Genomic DNA, 17,606 nt, shown 5'->3' on the forward strand with positions numbered 1-17,606 from the left:
CTTTTCTTATTAAGGAGTGTAATGATTATGCAAATAGAAGATATCATCATTGTTGGAGGAGGCCCTTGTGGTTTAGCTGCGGCAATTTCATTACAAGAAATAGGGAAAAGGCCATTAATTATTGAAAAAGGTAATCTGGTAAATTCAATCTATCATTATCCGACACACCAAACATTTTTTAGTACAAGTGAAAAATTAGAAATTGGCGAGGTGCCCTTTATAACAGATAGCTATAAGCCGAAAAGAAACCAGGCTCTCGTCTATTATCGAGAGGTAGCTAAACGAAAACAGCTGCGGATTAACGCATTTGAAAGAGTCACAAAAGTATCTAAGGAGGATGATTTTTTTCAAATTGATACGGATAAACAAAGCTATAATGCTCGGTATGTGGTTATAGCCACGGGTTATTATGATCACCCAAATTTCTTGAATGTACCTGGGGAGAACCTGCCAAAGGTGTTTCATTATTTCAAAGAGGCCCATCCATATTTTGATAAAGATGTCTGTGTCCTTGGCGGAAAAAACTCCAGTGTTGATGCCGCTCTAGAGCTTGTAAAGGCCGGTGCGCGCGTTACTGTTTTGTATCGCGGCAAGGAATATTCCCAGAGCATCAAACCTTGGATTCTGCCGGAATTCGAAGCCTTAGTAAGAGCTGGCACGATTTTAATGGAATTTAATGCAACCGTTAAAGAAATAACCGAGCATCAGGTCATTTATAGTAAGGATGGAGAACAAAAGGCGATTAAAAATGATTTTGTGTTTGCGATGATAGGGTATCATCCAGACCATCAATTTCTAAAAACAATGGGTGTGAAAATTGATTCGGAATCAGGAAGACCGCTTATTAATCCAGAAACGATGGAAACGAATATTGATGGTATCTATATCGCCGGGGTCCTTGCGGCAGGAAACAATGCAAATGAAATTTTTATTGAAAATGGCAGGTTCCATGGGGGACAAATTGCCCGATCCATTATCGACAAAGAAACCGAAGGGTGATAACGAATGAAAAAAGTTGTTTTATTAACAACAGGCGGTACAATAGCTAGCAAACCAAATAAAGAATCAGGTAAATTAGCTTCGGGCGCGTTAACGGGTGAAGAGCTGGCGGCGATGTGTAATATACCGAAAGACATGGAAGTGATTGTTGAATCCGTCTTTCAAAAAGCAAGTATTCATATTACCTTTGAAGATTTAGTGGTCCTAAAAAATAAAATTGAGGCATATTTTAAGGATGATGCGGTTTCTGGTGTAGTTGTCACTCACGGAACTGATACTATGGAGGAAACTGCCTATTTTCTTGATTTAACGATCAATGACTACAGACCAGTAGTAGTTACAGGCTCACAGCGCTCCCCCGAGGATTTGGGAAGCGATGTTTATATTAATTTGCAGCACGCTATTTATGCAGCATGTTCAAGTGATTTACATGATGCCGGGACCGTTGTCGTTTTTAATGAACGAATATTTGCCGCAAGATATGTGAAAAAAGAACATGCTTCTAATATTCAAGGCTTTAGCGTGTTTGGATTTGGCTATCTCGGTATTATTGACAATGACCAGGTCCAGATTTTTCAGAAACCAATTAAAAGAGAATTTTATGACATTCAATCACCAATTCCACAAGTCGAAATCATCAAGTGCTATATTGGCGCGGATGGGAAATTTGTTAAGGCTGCCCGGGAGGCCGGTGTAGGCGGGATTGTCCTCGAAGGTGTGGGTCGTGGACAGGTGGCTCCTATGATGATAGAAGAAATCGTAAAAGCTGTTGAGGCAGGGATTAAGCTGGTCATCACCACAAGTGCAGAAGAGGGCTCTGTTTATACAACCTATGATTATGATGGCAGTGCCTATGATCTTTATAACAAAGGGGTAATCCTTGGCAGTGACAATGACTCTAAAAAAGCACGAATCAAATTAGCTGTCGCGCTAGCAAGCGGCTTGGAGCATATCCATTTTTAACTCTTAGGATTTATGAGTAAGCAATATGGAATGAATCTTTTATTTAATTTATATTGCTTACATGATACGATGAAGAAAATCGATTTGAAAAGAGGTTCATCATGCTGGGAATATTATCTGCCGGAGTTGCCCCTGGTCTGGCCCTACTGAGTTACTTTTATTTAAAAGATGAATATGAGCCAGAGCCAGTTTCCTTTGTTCTTCGGACCTTTTTATACGGAGCTTTATTGGTGTTTCCAATCATGTTTATCCAGCATGTGCTTGAATCAGAACACTTGGTGAAATCTCATCTTATCGATGCTTTTCTTAGCTCAAGTCTTCTTGAAGAATTTTTTAAATGGTTCATCCTGTTTTATGCAGTATACCAGCATGTTGAGTTCGATGAACCATTTGATGGCATAGTCTATGGAGTGGCCGTATCCCTTGGTTTTGCTACGATTGAAAATATCTTTTATTTACTGTCAAATGGGATTGAGCATGCGATGACGCGTGCTTTATTGCCTGTTTCAAGCCATGCCCTGTTTGGAGTTATTATGGGCTTTTATATTGGAAAAGCAAAGTTTACTGAAGGGCATAAAGCTAAATGGGTTGTCATCTCGCTGCTATTGCCATTCCTTCTACATGGATCGTATGATTTTATTTTGATTTCGCTTGAACATTGGGTGTTTATTATTTTTCCATTCATGATTTTCCTTTGGTGGTTTGGCTTAAGAAAGGTGAAAAAAGCAAAAATATTGAGCGCCAATCATTTTAAAAAACAATATCCTGTTCAAAAAACCCTTCAATCTTGATGAGGGCACTGAAAAAGTCCCTTAAATTTAGGATTGTGTGTCTAGAGTAGGCTGTTGATTTCCGCTCCAATCAACAGCGTTCTTTTAATCAGATAAATACCCTCATGAACAAAAAGACGCCTCAAAATTCACAAGATTTTCAGTGCCCTCATTCCTGATGAGGGATTTTTTGTAGTATCAGTAATTATATTATTGGACTTCGAGAAGTCCATACGCCGCTGACCAAGGCGCTTGCGCTTTTATAATAAAATCCGATTCGCTAATAAATCGTGAAATTCGCTAATAAACATGGCAGATTCGCTAATAAACATGCAAGAATCGCTAATAAACTCTCGAAATTCGCTAATAAAAAATTGGGCGAGTATTAATGATTGCATTTCCAAGAAAAAAACATCTGTTTCTGACAGGGCATCCTCTTCTAATTACATCTTTTCTTCAGTTCGATGTCCAAAATGGATAATCTCCCCCACAACAGGCTGCTTTTTCCTAAATTTACTGTATTTAAAGCAATTTGTGTTATTTTAAAAGCCTTAGCTTTTTCGCGGAGGCCATACGCCGCTGACCAGGACGCTTACGCTTTTCTGATTTATTCTACTTTTTTGGAATAAAAACACCAATCTAACAAAAAATAGGGTTACTGCAAAAAAGATTTACATTGGGGGTTATTATTCTATGTTAAAGAAAAAAATCCTAAAAAAATTCTTCATAGTAACTTTTTTTCTTACTGTGCCATTATCCTGTTTGGAAAATAATCAGGTCCATGCTTTTTCCAAACAAGTAATCCAAAAAGGAGCTGTTGGCGACGATGTCATTGAACTACAATCAAGGCTTCAATATATTGGCTACTATAATGGGAAAATCGATGGAGTTTTTGGTTGGGGTACGTATTGGGCATTAAGAAACTTTCAATACGAATTTGGACTGCCAATTGATGGATTGGCAGGGGCAACAACAAAGGCAAAACTTGTTAAAGCCAGCAAATACAATGAGCAGTTTGTAAAAAAACAAATCAACTCTGGGAAAAAATTTACCCATTACGGTGGTGTTGATCAAAGCAAGCAAAGTGCACCTGGCACCAAAGCGCCGGCAGCTAAAAAACCAGCTGCGAAAGCACCTGCAGCTAAAAAACCTGCCGCCAAAGCGCCTGTGAAGCAAGCAGCCCCGAAAAAACCAACTGCAGCTAACGTTCCAAATGGATATTCGCAAAATGATATCCGCTTAATGGCGAATGCTGTTCACGGTGAATCAAGAGGTGAACCATATATCGGTCAAGTGGCCGTTGCTGCTGTTATCCTGAACCGAGTAAATAGTGCTTCGTTTCCTAACACAGTATCTGGCGTCATATTTGAGCCAGGAGCATTCACTGCTGTAGCAGATGGGCAAATTTGGCTGACTCCAAATGAAACTTCTAAGAAAGCGGTTTTGGATGCGATTAATGGATGGGATCCAACTGGTGCGGCCCTTTATTATTTTAATCCAGCTACAGCAACAAGCGGTTGGATATGGGGAAGGCCGCAAATAAAACGAATCGGGCAGCATATTTTTTGCAAGTAGAGAGGTGAATAGAATTGATTAGAGGCATATTAATAGGTATTTTAGCAGTGGGTGTCGCGGGAACAGCCTACTGGGGCTATCAAGAACATCAGGAGAAAAACGCAGTTCTTTTAAATGCAGAAAACAATTATCAACGGGCGTTTCATAATCTTTCTTATCGAATGGATTTATTACACGATAAAATTGGAACAACACTTGCCATGAACTCCAGACATTCGTTATCTCCATCATTAGTTGAAGTATGGAGACTAACCTCGCAGGCCCATGGGGACGTTGGGCAGCTGCCGTTAACACTATTACCATTTAACAAAACCGAAGAATTTCTCGCGAATATTGGAAACTTCAGTTATCGGACGGCTGTCAGGGATTTGGACAAGGAGCCATTATCAGCGAAGGAGTATGGCACATTACAAACGCTCTATAAACAGTCTGGTGATATCCAGAGCGAACTCAGAAATGTGCAGCACATGGTTCTGAAAAATAATCTGCGCTGGATGGATGTTGAGCTTGCGCTTGCATCTGGAAAAGAATCAACTGACAATACCATTATTGACGGCTTCAAAACAGTTGAAAAAACAGTGTCAGGGTATAAAGAATCTGACATGGGGCCAACATTTGCTAACATGCAGAAGAAGGATGAAAATTTTAAAAAGATAAAAGGAAAAACCATTTCCCGTCAAGAGGCAATCAAGATAGCTAAAAATTATATGAAGTTTGATGGTAATGCGCAGGTGAAAGTAACCGAAAATGGAAAAGGCGCTGATTACGGTTTTTATAGTGTATCAATAAAAAATAAACAAACGGCCCAAGAAGCTAGCATGGATATTACTAAAAAGGCAGGACATCCGATTTGGTTTATTAATAACCGGGAAATCAAAAAACAAGTTCTCAGTCTAAACGAAGCTGATAATAAGGCAGCGGCTTTCTTGAAAGAAACAGGTTTTAAAAATTTAGAGGTTTTTGAAAGTACACAATATGATAATATAGGCGTTTTCAACTTTGTTACAAATATTAATGGGGTTAGAATCTATCCTGAAGCTATAAAAGTGAAAGTGGCACTAGATAATGGCGATATTGTCGGCCTTTCAGCGGAAGAGTATTTAAAATCATTCCAAACTAGAAAAATTGAAAAACCAGTTCTTTCTGTTGAGCAAGCACGCAGTAAGGTAAATCCAAACTTTAAAGTAATGGAGGACCGGCAAGCACTTATTGTTAATGATTTGAATGAGGAGGTACTCTGTTACGAATTCCTTGGAACAATTGGAACTGACACCTACCGAATATTTATTAATGCCACAAACGGCATTGAAGAAGAGGTTGACAAACTGGAAAATGCCGAGGCGATATATGAGGAAGTCCTTTAAGGAAAAGCAGTTGCTTTTCCTTTTCCTATTTCTTATTCATGGTGAAGCATGGAATAAAACAAATCAATCGCCCCAATAATAAGGATATATTGATGATGGAGTGAATGCTATGAAACGGGTTGAAAGTGTTTTAATCAAGGTTATTATCATCCAATTTATTTTTCTATTTTTTGCGCAGCTATTTTTTCATCAACTGGGTATCCTCCCGCAAATAAAACAATTAACTAAATATGAAGGTGTCAATGAAAATACTTTTACAGAAATTCTCCAAACTTTTCAAGGAAAATAAAGCAGGTCATTCTGCTTTATTTTTTTGAAGTAAAAAAAGAAGCTTTTCGTTATCTTATGGTAAAATATAAAGTAGACAACAAAGGAGACAAACATAGTTGTTTTTAGGAGGATTTATGGAAAAGAAATTATCTATCGCAATTGACGGTCCTGCTGCTGCCGGAAAGAGTACAGTAGCAAAAATTGTCGCGGAAAAGCTTTCCTACATCTATATCGATACGGGGGCAATGTACCGGGCATTAACATATAAAGCAGTCGTTAATGAGCTTAATCTGGAAGAGGAATCTGCTTTATTTGATACATTATTATCAACTGAAATTAAATTACTGCCCTCTGATAATGGTCAATTAGTATTCCTTGATAATAAAGATGTAACCAAGGAGATCCGTTCTTCAAAAGTGACAAATTCTGTTTCGTATGTGGCAAAGCATCCGTTAATCCGCCAAGAAATGGTCAGAAGGCAGCAAGCATTTGCCACTGAAGGCGGTGTGGTAATGGATGGACGTGATATTGGCACCCACGTCCTGCCAAGGGCAGAAGTAAAGATTTTTTTACTCGCCAGCGTTGATGAAAGAGCAGTCCGCCGTCATACTGAAAATGTACAAAAGGGCTTCCCGTCGGACTTAAATAAATTAAAGGAAGAAATTGCCCAAAGAGATAAAATCGATTCAGAGAGAGAAACAGCTCCTTTGAAAAAGGCCGATGATGCAGTTGAAATTGATACAACCTCTTTAACCATTCCTGATGTTGTAGAAAAAATAATGGCTCTTGTGCAAGAAAGGATTGGATTAGGGTGACGTTTTACGGGTTTGCAAAATCAGTTGTTTATGGGATTTTTAAACCATGGTACAGAGTTGAGGCAATTGGCGTTGAAAATTTCCCGAAAGAGGGTGGAGTTCTTCTTTGCTCCAATCATATTAATAATTTTGACCCGATAATTGTCGGAATAATGGCACCTCGGCCTGTTCACTATATGGCAAAGGAAGAAATTTTTCGAGTGCCGGTGTTGGGCGGAATCGTTAGAAAATGTAATGCTTTTCCAGTAAAAAGGGGCTTCGGTGACCGTGAAGCGCTACGGTCTGGATTAAAGATTTTAAAAGAAGGCAATGTTTTCGGACTTTTTCCCGAGGGGACGAGAAGTAAGACCGGGCAGTTAGGGAAAGGACTTTCTGGCGCGGGATTTTTCGCATTACGAACAGATGCGTTGGTTGTTCCTTGTGCCGTTATCGGACCGTATAAAGCCTTTCATAAGTTAAGGGTAGTATACGGAAAACCGATAGCAATGGAGGAAATGAGAAAAAATAAGGCATCTGCTGAACAAGTTACTGAATTAATTATGTCTGAAATTGCTAAACTTATAAAAGAGCATCAATAGGTTCTGCTTGACAAAAGAGCCTATTTGTAAGAAGTTATTAAAAAGGGACTTTTTTCGAATATTCTTTTTTTAAATTTGTTTTTATATGTGGTGCAGGCTCTTGGCTTTCACCAAAGCATATATAGATAATATTTAGATGTAAATGGATTAAGGAGGAATACATATGTCGGAAGAGTTAAATCAAGTTGAAGTGGAAAGCTTTGAAATTGGTGACAAAGTAACTGGACAAGTTACTAAAGTAGAAGAGAAGCAGGTGCTCGTGGCTGTTCCAGGCAGTAAACTTGATGGAATTATCCCAATTAGCGAGCTTTCAAGCTTGCACATTGAAAAGGCATCAGATGCAGTTCAAGAAGGTGATGAACTGGAGCTAGAAGTATTAAAAGTTGAGGAAGAAGCATTGATTCTTTCGAAAAGAAAAATAGATGCCGAGAAAGCATGGGAAAGCTTAGAACAAAAATTCCAAAGCGGAGAGGTCTTTGAAACCGAAGTAAGAGACGTTGTTAAAGGCGGTCTTGTCGTTGATCTTGGTGTTCGCGGTTTTGTCCCTGCCTCCCTTGTTGAATCCTATTTTGTCGAGGATTTCAGCGATTACAAAGGGCGTAATCTTTCCTTTAAAATCGTTGAACTTGATAAAGAAAAGAACCGCTTAATCCTTTCGCATCGAGCAGTTGTGGAAGAAGAAAAAGGGAAACAAAAACAAGATCGTCTTGGTGCATTACAAGCAGGCCAGATAATCGAGGGCACAGTCCAGCGAATTACTGATTTTGGAGCATTTGTTGATATAGGCGGCATCGACGGTCTTGTTCATATTTCTCAATTATCTTATGAGCACGTTGATAAGCCATCAGATGTTGTTCACGAAGGTCAGCAGGTTCAAGTTAAAGTATTAAGTGTAGACCGAGATAATGAAAGAATTTCTTTATCGATAAAGGAAACACTTCCTGGACCTTGGACAAATATTGCTGAAAAAGCACCGAAAGGAAGTATTCTAGAAGGGACTGTGAAACGGTTAGTCTCATACGGTGCCTTTGTTGAGGTTTTCCCTGGTGTTGAAGGTCTTGTTCATATTTCTCAAATTGCTCATAAGCATATTGGAACACCGCATGAGGTTCTTAAAGAGGGTCAACAAGTTCAAGTAAAGGTTTTAGATGCTAATGAGAATGATCAACGGTTATCATTAAGCATCAAAGAACTTCTCGAAAAAGAGGTTGAAGAAAATCTTGATTATGAACTTCCTGAAGAATCAAAAGGCTTCCAGCTTGGTGAAGTCATTGGAGACAAATTAAAGAATCTAAGAAAATAATGGTGATTTTACTTGTCTAGATCTGAACGAAAATGGGACCATATCCGTTTTGCTCTTGAGAATGAGCAAAACGCTGCAACAGTTTTCGATGATATAAAATTTCTTCACCAGAGCCTGCCGAATACCAATGTATTCGACGTGCAATTAGATCATTCAATTGGCGGACTTAATTTAAGTTCGCCAATTTTTATCAATGCAATGACAGGCGGCGGCGGTGAAAAAACTTTTCAGATTAACAAAGAGCTTGCAATTGCTGCTAAAAATACAGGGTTAACTATGGCTGTGGGTTCACAAATGTCTGCACTAAGGGATAAAACTGAAAGGTATACGTATAGGATAGTCCGAGAGGAGAATCCAAATGGTATTATCATCGCTAATATTGGCAGTGAAGCAAAAACGGAGCATGCGAAAGCTGCAATCGATATGATTGAAGCGAATGCCCTGCAAATCCATTTGAATGTTATTCAAGAACTAACCATGCCAGAGGGAGATCGGGATTTTTCTGGTGCCTTAAAAAGAATTGAGGCGATTGTCAATGTAGTAGATGTTCCAGTCATCGTCAAAGAAGTCGGTTTTGGGATGACGAGGGAAACAGTTGAAACTCTTTCTTCAGTTGGTGTCACTGCGGTTGATGTTGGCGGCTCCGGGGGAACAAATTTTGCAGAAATTGAAAATAAGCGTCGTGAAAAAACCTTCTCGTTTTTTAATAATTGGGGTATATCCACTCCCGTCTCAATCATTGAAGCAGCATCCATTTCTAATCAGGTAACGATTATTGGTTCCGGTGGTTTTTCGACTGGATATGACATTGCCAGGGGGTTAGCATTAGGAGCAAATGCGATTGGAATCGCAGGTTATTTCTTGCGAATACTTGTTGAGAAGGGACAAGCCGCACTTCAGGAAGAAATCGAAGCCCTTCATAACGAATTAACGATAATTATGACAGCATTAGGGGCAAAAACAATCTCAGATTTACAAAATGCTCCGTTAATCATTTCTGGTGATACATACCATTGGCTGCACCAAAGAGGAATAGATACAAGACGATATAGCCAGCGGTCGATAAGATAAAAGCTCTCACACTTGCGAGAGCTTTTTTGCATTCGTTACCTTTTCCCGTCATTTAACCCCCGAGCTTCTTCAGGACTTGAAAGCTTGGCTGCACCAGGATAGTGTAATGCTTGGTCCCGGTCGGACTCTACTCTCCTGCTTGCTTTTAATTTTTTCTCTTGGCGGTCTCTTCCCATTATCCACACCTCCTCTTAATATCATGATTCGCAAGGGCAATATTATTCAAGGAAGTATGAAAATACATAAAGAATACCAATAATGAGAATAATAGGAGGTGTGTAGAATGGAAGGGATAATGTTTTATTGGATATGCTGGGCGTTCTGGGTCTATATGACGTTTATCCTGCATAAGCAAAACACATACCGTTTAAAAATGTCAATTATCGTTCTAACCGTAATCACTTTATCGAATTATCATTTCAGCGTTGGCAGTTTTGAATTGCATGCGAGTGGAATATTTTTATTAGTTGTTTCTTATGTATTTTACAGTCAGGAAAAATTAGGTGCTAGCTTTTATTTTTTTATCTGTTCATTAATTGTGTCTATTGCCTATGTAACGTTCCATTTGTTCGAGATTTTTGATCCAATTTGGGTTATCTTTAAGAAGGAATGGATGATGGGGATATGCTTTGGCTATCTGGCAATTCTCTTGCAAAAAACGTTAAAAGGCCGCTTGTTGATTATCGTAAGCGGCACCATGCAAGGGGAGTTTTTATATGCCTATATCTTAAATAAACTTCAGTTTTCCTATTCTGTCGGGGCTTTTGCTTATTTAGATGTTTGTTCTTTAATTGCCGCCTTGCTGGTGGGATGGAGCTTACTAGAAAACGCCGGCTCTATTTTCCAAAATCATGTCCATTTTTTTGAAAAAGGGAAACAAAAATCATCTTAAAATCAGTTCATATTATGGTTTCCGTTGCTAGTTAGGAATAACATTGTTAAAATAATATAGTTAGGCCCTTCTAAATGACAGAAGGGTTTCTTTACTTGATAAGAACTTTAATGGAATAATGCTAACATAACAATATGTTTGTGTATTATATAAGAGAAAGGATGGCGAGTGTAATGGTTAAACCTGTTATTGCCATTGTAGGACGGCCAAACGTTGGGAAATCAACGATTTTTAATCGAATTGTTGGCGAACGAATTTCCATTGTTGAGGATATTCCTGGAGTAACAAGAGATCGGATTTATAGTTCCGGAGAATGGTTGACGCATGACTTTAATGTAATTGATACTGGTGGAATCGATATTGGTGACGAACCGTTTTTAGAGCAAATTCGTCAACAGGCAGAAGTGGCAATTGATGAAGCAGACGTGATTATCTTCTTAACAAATGGACGTGAAGGGGTAACAGCTGCTGATGAAGAGGTAGCGAAAATTTTATATAAGTCAAAGAAACCGATTGTATTAGGGGTTAATAAAATTGATAACCCAGAAATGCGTGAACAAATTTATGATTTTTATTCCCTAGGCTTCGGGGAGCCAATTCCTGTTTCAGGATCACATGGGCTCGGCCTTGGTGATTTATTGGACGAGGCAGCCAAACACTTCCCAAAAAACAAGCCCCTCGATTATGCTGATGATGTGATTAAGTTTTCCTTGATAGGACGGCCAAATGTAGGAAAGTCTTCCCTTGTTAACGCCATTTTAGGTGAAGATCGTGTTATCGTAAGCGATATTGCCGGCACCACTCGTGATGCGGTCGATTCACCGTATACATATAATGGCGATAAATATGTCATTATCGATACAGCCGGTATTAGGAAAAAAGGAAAAGTGTATGAGAGTACGGAGAAATACAGTGTCCTTCGTGCATTACGAGCAATTGAACGTTCAGATGTCGTTCTAGTTGTCATCAATGCAGAGGAAGGTATCATTGAACAGGACAAGAAGATTGCCGGATATGCCCATGAAGCGGGCAGGGCAATTGTGATTGTAGTCAATAAATGGGATGCGATTGAAAAAGATGAAAAGACGATGAAAGAGTTAGAGCAAAAGATTAGAGAACATTTCCAATTCTTGAGTTATGCTCCAATCGTGTTTTTATCAGCAAAAACAAAAAAACGGATTCATACCCTGCTTCCTATGATTAATACGGCAAGTGAAAATCATTCGATGCGGGTAGAAACAAGTGTATTAAATGATGTGATAATGGATGCCGTAGCGATGAATCCGACACCAAGTGACAAAGGCAAACGCTTAAAGATTTACTATGCAACACAGGTGGCGGTCAAACCCCCTGCTTTTGTTGTATTTGTCAATGAGCCTGAATTACTGCATTTCTCTTATGAGCGTTTTCTCGAGAATAGAATTAGAGACGCGTTTGGTTTCGAGGGAACCCCTATCAAAATTTATGCGAGAGAAAGAAAATAAAGATAAGGCGGGTGTAAGGTAATGCAGGATAAAAAAACAGCAATTGCCGTGGTGGGTGCCGGTAGCTGGGGTACAGCTCTGGCGATGGTGTTAGCCGATAATTCTCATGAGGTCCGTCTCTGGAGCCATAATGAGGACCAGGTGAAGGAAATCAACGAATTTCATTCAAATAAAAAATATCTCCCTGGAATAATTCTGCCTGAATTAATCGTGGGTTACGCTTCGTTAAGTGATGCTTTAATGGGTGTGGAAACAGTTATTCTAGCAGTTCCTTCTAAAGCGATACGGGAAGTTCTTGGAAAAATGCGTGCTGTACAAGCTGGGCCAGTAATAATTGCACACGTGAGCAAGGGGATTGAACCAGATACACTTTTACGGATTACTGAAATGATTAAAGAAGAAATGCCAAAAGAGCTGTTAAAAGATGTTGTCGTCCTTTCAGGTCCAAGCCATGCGGAGGAAGTTAGCTTGCGGCATCCAACGACCGTAACGGTTACCTCGGAAAATATGGAAGCAGCGGAAAAAGTCCAAGATTTATTTATCAACCATAATTTTCGCGTCTATACCAATTCTGATGTTATCGGGGTTGAAATTGGTGGTGCCTTAAAGAATATTATTGCCCTAGCAGCAGGGATAACAGACGGGCTTGGCTATGGTGATAATGCTAAGGCCGCCTTAATGACCCGAGGATTGGCGGAAATAGCGCGTCTAGGCACAAAAATGGGGGCAAATCCGTTAACCTTCTCCGGATTAACCGGAATTGGCGACTTAATTGTTACTTGTACAAGTGTCCATTCACGGAACTGGAGAGCAGGTAATATGCTTGGAAAAGGTAAAACGCTGAACGAGGTCCTTGATAATATGGGAATGGTGGTTGAAGGTGTAAGAACAACAAAAGCCGCTTATCAGCTCGCTGCAAAGTATAATGTAAAGATGCCGATCACTTTTGCACTATATGATGTCTTATTTAATGGGAAAGAGGCAAAAGATGCGGTAGATGTGTTAATGGCCCGAGGTAAAACCCATGAAATGGAAGATTTAGTAAACGTACTTGAAGAAAGAAATATGGAAGATTAAAATATAAAGAAATTAGGCGTTCAAATGATGCGCATTATATCTAGATTGCATACAATGCTTTCGAAGCATCCTAGTAGTATGACGCTGGAGAACGGGTTATTTAGTCCTCATGGCTGAAGTAAAGAATTCGCCCCTCTTTACTTCAGTTTTTTTTGCCGATAGGAAAGTATAACTTTCCTATCAGGCATAAGTGCAACTACGCCTCTGTCTTCGCCCTAACGGGCTATCGGCGAGTTTTCTTTAAATTGCTATGATATAATAAATTTTTGGAATAAGGGGGGATTATTTTGACGCCTGGGATGTTGAAAATGTGGATTTCGATTGCAGGTATGGGGTTTATGTTTCTTGCGATTATGACCATTTATTTTAGCCGGTATAAGCTAAAAGGGGTACTCCGTTTTATTACCGCCATTTTTGCCTATTTATTTATGATTGTGGCTGGTATAACGTTGCTTATTGTTTTCTTATATTAAATTACATAAACCTAAAGGTGATTTTATGAAAAGAATGAAGCTTTGCTGTTTCATTATGTTAACAGCTATTTTTTTGTCCGGATGTATGTATCCAAAAGAAGAATTAACACAGAATCAAATCCCGTATAAAGATCAAATCCAAGCTGTACAAACGGCAGTGGATGACTTCCAGAAGGATAATGGCGGCATTTTGCCGATAAAAACGAAGGAAGCTGACACGCCGATTTATCAAAAATACCCGATTGAATTTAAAAGAATTACTCCGAAATATATGGCTGAGCCTCCGGGGAATGCGTATGAAAGCGGAGGGATATTTCAATACGTGCTTGTTGATGTAGAAACGAATCCAACTGTTAAGTTGTTTGATTTAAGGATGACAGAAACAATCCGTGATATAAACTTAAGGATTAGATCAAAAGGATATCCGCCCTTTAAAAAACAACTAGCCAAAAATGTCTTTTCGCTTGATTTTAAACAACTAGGCTATGAAAGTCCGCCATACGTGGTCAGCCCATTTACCAGTCAAAACCTTTCACTAGTTATTACAGGAAATGCTGAGGTATGTGTGGATTATCGCCCCGACCTTTATCAGAAACTTAAGAATTCGGACCAACAGTTTAAACCTGGTGAGGATATTCGCCCTATTTTAGTGAAAGACTCCATGTTTGTACCGGCATATTCACTGCCTTATACATTAGATGCAGCAACGAATGAGCCTGTATTCTTAGAAGAATAATTTTGTCATAACCCTTTCCCTATGAAATATATTGTAGGAGAGGGTTTTTTTTATTTTAATGGCTGTGTTAAAGAACATTGTTGATTTTGAGCACAATGTTGATTGGAGTGGAAGGCGCGAGACTCCTGCGGGAGCAGCGGGACAGGTGAGACCCCGCAGGCGCTATAGCGCCGAGGAGGCTCACCGCCCGCCCCGCGAACCGCTCGCGCCTGNAACACAGCTAATAAGGGGGTAAAAATTTTTATAAAAAGTGTCATAAAAAGATAGGACAACGTCATAAATATATACTGTCCAAAAATATCTAAATGGATGATATTATCCCACTTTAGTCTATGATCGGGAGGGAATCACTTGGAAAAGGTTGATATTTTTAAAGATATTGCCGAAAGAACAGGCGGTGATATTTATTTAGGAGTAGTAGGAGCTGTACGTACGGGAAAATCGACATTTATAAAAAAATTTATGGAGCTTGTTGTGTTACCGAATATAAACAGTGAAGCAGAAAGATCAAGGGCACAAGATGAGCTGCCGCAGAGTGCTGCCGGGAAAACGATTATGACAACGGAACCGAAATTTGTTCCCAATCAGGCAGCAACTGTTCATGTCGACGAAGGGTTAAATGTTAATATCAGGTTGGTTGACTGTGTGGGGTATACAGTTCCGGGTGCTAAAGGATACGAGGATGAAAATGGTCCAAGAATGATTAATACACCCTGGTATGAAGAGCCCATTCCATTTCACGAAGCGGCCGAAATCGGCACACGAAAAGTAATCCAGGAACATTCAACAATCGGGGTGGTTGTGACCACCGATGGTACTATCGGCGAGATACCAAGAAGTAACTATATTGAGGCAGAGGAAAGAGTCATTGACGAGCTAAAGGAAGTAGGTAAACCGTTTATTATGGTCGTTAACAGTGCTCAGCCATATCATCCGAGCACGGAAACTTTAAGATCGAGCCTAGCGGATAAATATGATATCCCTGTTATTGCGATGAGTGTAGAGAGTATGCGCGACAGTGATGTTCTTAATGTCCTTCGTGAAGCACTCTACGAGTTTCCAGTTCTCGAAGTTAATGTAAACCTTCCAAGCTGGGTCATGGTACTAAGGGAAAACCACTGGCTCCGTGAAAGCTATCAGGATGCCGTTAAGGAAACGGTTAAAGATATCAAGAGATTAAGAGATGTTGATCGAGTTGTTCAGCAATTTAGTGACTTTGAATTCATTGAGCGCGCTGGGCTTGCAGGAATTGAAATGGGTACTGGAGTTGCGGAAATTGATTTATTTGCTCCAGATGAATTATATGATGATATTTTGAAAGAAATCGTTGGAATTGAAATTAGAGGTAAAGACCATTTACTTGAATTGATGCAGGATTTTGCTCATGCGAAAGCAGAATATGATCATATTTCAGACGCCTTGAAAATGGTTAAACAGACGGGTTATGGGATTGCTTCGCCAACTCTTTCTGATATGAGCCTTGAAGAACCAGAGATTATTCGTCAAGGACCTCGTTTTGGTGTTAGATTACGAGCGGTAGCACCATCGATTCATATGATAAAAGTGGATGTAGAATCGGAATTTGCACCAATTATCGGTACCGAGAAACAAAGCGAGGAGCTTGTTCGCTATCTGATGCAGGATTTCGAGGATGACCCATTATCGATTTGGAATTCGGATATCTTCGGCCGCAGTTTGAGTTCCATCGTCCGAGAAGGGATTCAAGCAAAGATTTCCTTAATGCCGGAGAATGCCAGATATAAATTAAAAGAAACATTAGAAAGAATCATAAACGAAGGATCAGGCGGCTTAATTGCCATTATCCTCTAGGTTTTGGACTCCCCATCGGAGTTCTTTTTTTTTAACTTTCTACAAATTTGGCAAGAATTAGCCTAATTGTGCAGAATTTCGCTAAACAAAAGAAAAGATTACCATTATTTCATGAAATCTTCTTGATATGCTGAATTTATTGTGATAATCTTTTAACAGAATTACGTTATAGTGTTGGAAACCTTTATTCATAAGTGTTTTTACAAAAAATAGATTTAATTCACAAAAGCAGTTCATTTGGATTACTTTAGCAATTAAACCGTGCTATGACGTATAGAAATTAGAAAAATTGTTTAGAAATGTAGATAAGTATTCTTATTTACGAATCTTGATAATTTCTTTGGGAGGAGGTGAATGGCATGAACAAGACAGAACTTATTAATGCAGTTGCTGAAGCAAGCGAGCTTTCAAAAAAGGACGCTACTAAAGCAGTTGATGCTGTTTTTGATGCGATTTTAGATGCTTTAAAAAATGGTGATAAAGTACAATTAATCGGTTTTGGAAACTTTGAAGTACGTGAGCGTGCTGCCCGTAAAGGACGCAACCCGCAAACAGGCGAGGAAATCGAAATCGCTGCAAGCAAAGTTCCAGCTTTCAAACCAGGTAAGGCGCTTAAAGATGCAGTAAAATAATTACATAAATTTATTGCTTTAAGCGGTTTGCTAAAGCAAAAAGGTCATGGCAATTTCCATGGCCTTTTTTCTATGTTAAAACATCATTTAAGGATTGTTTTTTTGCTTGGGCAGAAAACATTGTGCTAATATGTATTTGTCATCTATACTTGATAGATATATGCTAGGAGGAATTTAGTATGTCAGAAGTGAATCGTGCCCAAATTGAAGAGGCGGTACGTCTAATATTAGAAGCAATCGGTGAAGACCCGAACCGTGAAGGGTTACTCGATACACCAAAACGAGTGGCAAAAATGTATGAAGAAGTTTTTAGCGGCTTAAACGAGGATCCAAAGCAGCATTTTGAGACAATTTTTAGTGAAGACCATGAAGAGTTAGTCTTGGTTAAAGATATTCCGTTTTATTCGATGTGTGAACATCATCTCGTCCCTTTCTTTGGGAAAGCACATGTAGCTTATATTCCGCAAAACGGGCGGGTTACTGGCTTAAGCAAACTCGCAAGAGCCGTAGAAGCCGTTGCCAAGAGACCGCAGCTGCAAGAAAGAATTACTTCAACGATTGCAGATAGCATGATGGATAAGTTGGATCCACATGGTGTAATGGTAGTGGTTGAAGCAGAGCATATGTGCATGACGATGCGCGGCGTTAAAAAACCTGGCTCAAAAACAGTTACTACTGCTGTTCGCGGGGTGCTTGCAGATGATGCAATTGCCAGGTCAGAAGTGCTTTCGTTAATAAAATATTAGTTCCGATTATTTCAAACAAATGTGGAGT

General features: G+C 39.3%; 19 protein-coding genes. 18 read left to right on the forward strand and 1 reads right to left on the reverse strand.

Annotated features, from left to right (window positions below; genetic code table 11):
- Window positions 1-27 precede the first annotated feature (27 nt).
- The 10 genes from AA980_RS14755 (at window position 28) to fni (ending at window position 9,708) form a co-directional block, all read left to right on the forward strand.
- Window positions 28-999 carry a YpdA family putative bacillithiol disulfide reductase gene (locus AA980_RS14755; RefSeq protein ID WP_024030313.1) on the forward strand — a complete coding sequence of 324 codons (972 nt, stop codon included), beginning with the start codon at window positions 28-30 and terminating at the stop codon, window positions 997-999.
- Between the two features lie 6 nt (window positions 1,000-1,005).
- Complete coding sequence (locus AA980_RS14760) at window positions 1,006-1,962, forward strand: asparaginase (protein WP_024030312.1); 957 nt, start codon at window positions 1,006-1,008, stop codon at window positions 1,960-1,962.
- Between the two features lie 101 nt (window positions 1,963-2,063).
- The gene (gene prsW / locus AA980_RS14765) at window positions 2,064-2,753 is read left to right on the forward strand and encodes a glutamic-type intramembrane protease PrsW (RefSeq protein WP_024030311.1); all 690 of its coding nucleotides are present in this window, start codon (window positions 2,064-2,066) and stop codon (window positions 2,751-2,753) included.
- 672 nt (window positions 2,754-3,425) lie between these two features.
- Complete coding sequence (gene sleB / locus AA980_RS14770) at window positions 3,426-4,307, forward strand: spore cortex-lytic enzyme (RefSeq protein WP_024030310.1); 882 nt, start codon at window positions 3,426-3,428, stop codon at window positions 4,305-4,307.
- 14 nt (window positions 4,308-4,321) lie between these two features.
- Window positions 4,322-5,671 carry a germination protein YpeB gene (gene ypeB / locus AA980_RS14775; RefSeq protein WP_024030309.1) on the forward strand — a complete coding sequence of 450 codons (1,350 nt, stop codon included), beginning with the start codon at window positions 4,322-4,324 and terminating at the stop codon, window positions 5,669-5,671.
- A 109-nt stretch (window positions 5,672-5,780) separates the two neighbouring features.
- Window positions 5,781-5,960 carry a YpfB family protein gene (locus tag AA980_RS14780; protein ID WP_024030308.1) on the forward strand — a complete coding sequence of 60 codons (180 nt, stop codon included), beginning with the start codon at window positions 5,781-5,783 and terminating at the stop codon, window positions 5,958-5,960.
- Between the two features lie 115 nt (window positions 5,961-6,075).
- Window positions 6,076-6,756, forward strand: a complete 681-nt coding sequence (cmk, locus tag AA980_RS14785; RefSeq protein WP_024030307.1) for a (d)CMP kinase — start codon at window positions 6,076-6,078, stop codon at window positions 6,754-6,756.
- Window positions 6,753-7,334 carry a lysophospholipid acyltransferase family protein gene (locus AA980_RS14790; RefSeq protein WP_024030306.1) on the forward strand — a complete coding sequence of 194 codons (582 nt, stop codon included), beginning with the start codon at window positions 6,753-6,755 and terminating at the stop codon, window positions 7,332-7,334. Before cmk ends, AA980_RS14790 begins: the two co-directional genes overlap by 4 nt.
- 163 nt (window positions 7,335-7,497) lie before the next feature.
- Window positions 7,498-8,637, forward strand: a complete 1,140-nt coding sequence (rpsA, locus tag AA980_RS14795) for a 30S ribosomal protein S1 (RefSeq protein WP_024030305.1) — start codon at window positions 7,498-7,500, stop codon at window positions 8,635-8,637.
- 12 nt (window positions 8,638-8,649) lie between these two features.
- The gene (fni, locus tag AA980_RS14800; protein ID WP_024030304.1) at window positions 8,650-9,708 is read left to right on the forward strand and encodes a type 2 isopentenyl-diphosphate Delta-isomerase; all 1,059 of its coding nucleotides are present in this window, start codon (window positions 8,650-8,652) and stop codon (window positions 9,706-9,708) included.
- Between the two features lie 35 nt (window positions 9,709-9,743).
- Here the strand turns inward: fni and AA980_RS26440 are convergent, their stop codons facing one another.
- Complete coding sequence (locus tag AA980_RS26440; RefSeq protein ID WP_024030303.1) at window positions 9,744-9,884, reverse strand: YpzI family protein; 141 nt, start codon at window positions 9,882-9,884, stop codon at window positions 9,744-9,746.
- 107 nt (window positions 9,885-9,991) lie between these two features.
- Here AA980_RS26440 and AA980_RS14805 point away from each other — a divergent pair, with 107 nt between their 5' ends.
- From AA980_RS14805 to folE, 8 genes are all read left to right on the forward strand, one after another.
- Window positions 9,992-10,600: a YphA family membrane protein gene (locus AA980_RS14805; RefSeq protein WP_024030302.1), complete on the forward strand. Its 609-nt coding sequence runs from the start codon at window positions 9,992-9,994 to the stop codon at window positions 10,598-10,600.
- A gap of 173 nt (window positions 10,601-10,773) precedes the next feature.
- A complete protein-coding gene (der, locus tag AA980_RS14810; protein WP_024030301.1) occupies window positions 10,774-12,084 on the forward strand; it encodes a ribosome biogenesis GTPase Der in 1,311 nt (436 codons plus the stop codon).
- 21 nt (window positions 12,085-12,105) lie between these two features.
- Complete coding sequence (locus tag AA980_RS14815; RefSeq protein WP_024030300.1) at window positions 12,106-13,161, forward strand: NAD(P)H-dependent glycerol-3-phosphate dehydrogenase; 1,056 nt, start codon at window positions 12,106-12,108, stop codon at window positions 13,159-13,161.
- A 287-nt stretch (window positions 13,162-13,448) separates the two neighbouring features.
- A complete protein-coding gene (locus AA980_RS14820) occupies window positions 13,449-13,634 on the forward strand; it encodes a DUF2768 domain-containing protein (RefSeq protein ID WP_024030961.1) in 186 nt (61 codons plus the stop codon).
- A gap of 25 nt (window positions 13,635-13,659) precedes the next feature.
- Window positions 13,660-14,370, forward strand: coding sequence for a hypothetical protein (locus AA980_RS14825; protein WP_024030962.1), 711 nt, complete (start codon window positions 13,660-13,662; stop codon window positions 14,368-14,370).
- Window positions 14,371-14,721: 351 nt separating this feature from the next.
- Complete coding sequence (spoIVA, locus tag AA980_RS14830) at window positions 14,722-16,200, forward strand: stage IV sporulation protein A (RefSeq protein ID WP_024030635.1); 1,479 nt, start codon at window positions 14,722-14,724, stop codon at window positions 16,198-16,200.
- Between the two features lie 359 nt (window positions 16,201-16,559).
- Entirely contained in the window at window positions 16,560-16,832 is a 273-nt protein-coding gene (hbs, locus tag AA980_RS14835; RefSeq protein ID WP_024030636.1) for a non-specific DNA-binding protein Hbs, read from the forward strand.
- Between the two features lie 179 nt (window positions 16,833-17,011).
- Window positions 17,012-17,578 (forward strand): GTP cyclohydrolase I FolE, encoded by a 567-nt coding sequence (gene folE, locus AA980_RS14840; RefSeq protein ID WP_024030637.1) that lies wholly within the window; start codon window positions 17,012-17,014, stop codon window positions 17,576-17,578.
- Window positions 17,579-17,606: the final 28 nt, after the last annotated feature.

Origin of the sequence: Neobacillus vireti, from assembly GCF_001026695.1 — a bacterium.
In the GTDB taxonomy this organism is placed as follows: Bacteria; Bacillota; Bacilli; order Bacillales; family Cytobacillaceae; genus Neobacillus; species Neobacillus vireti.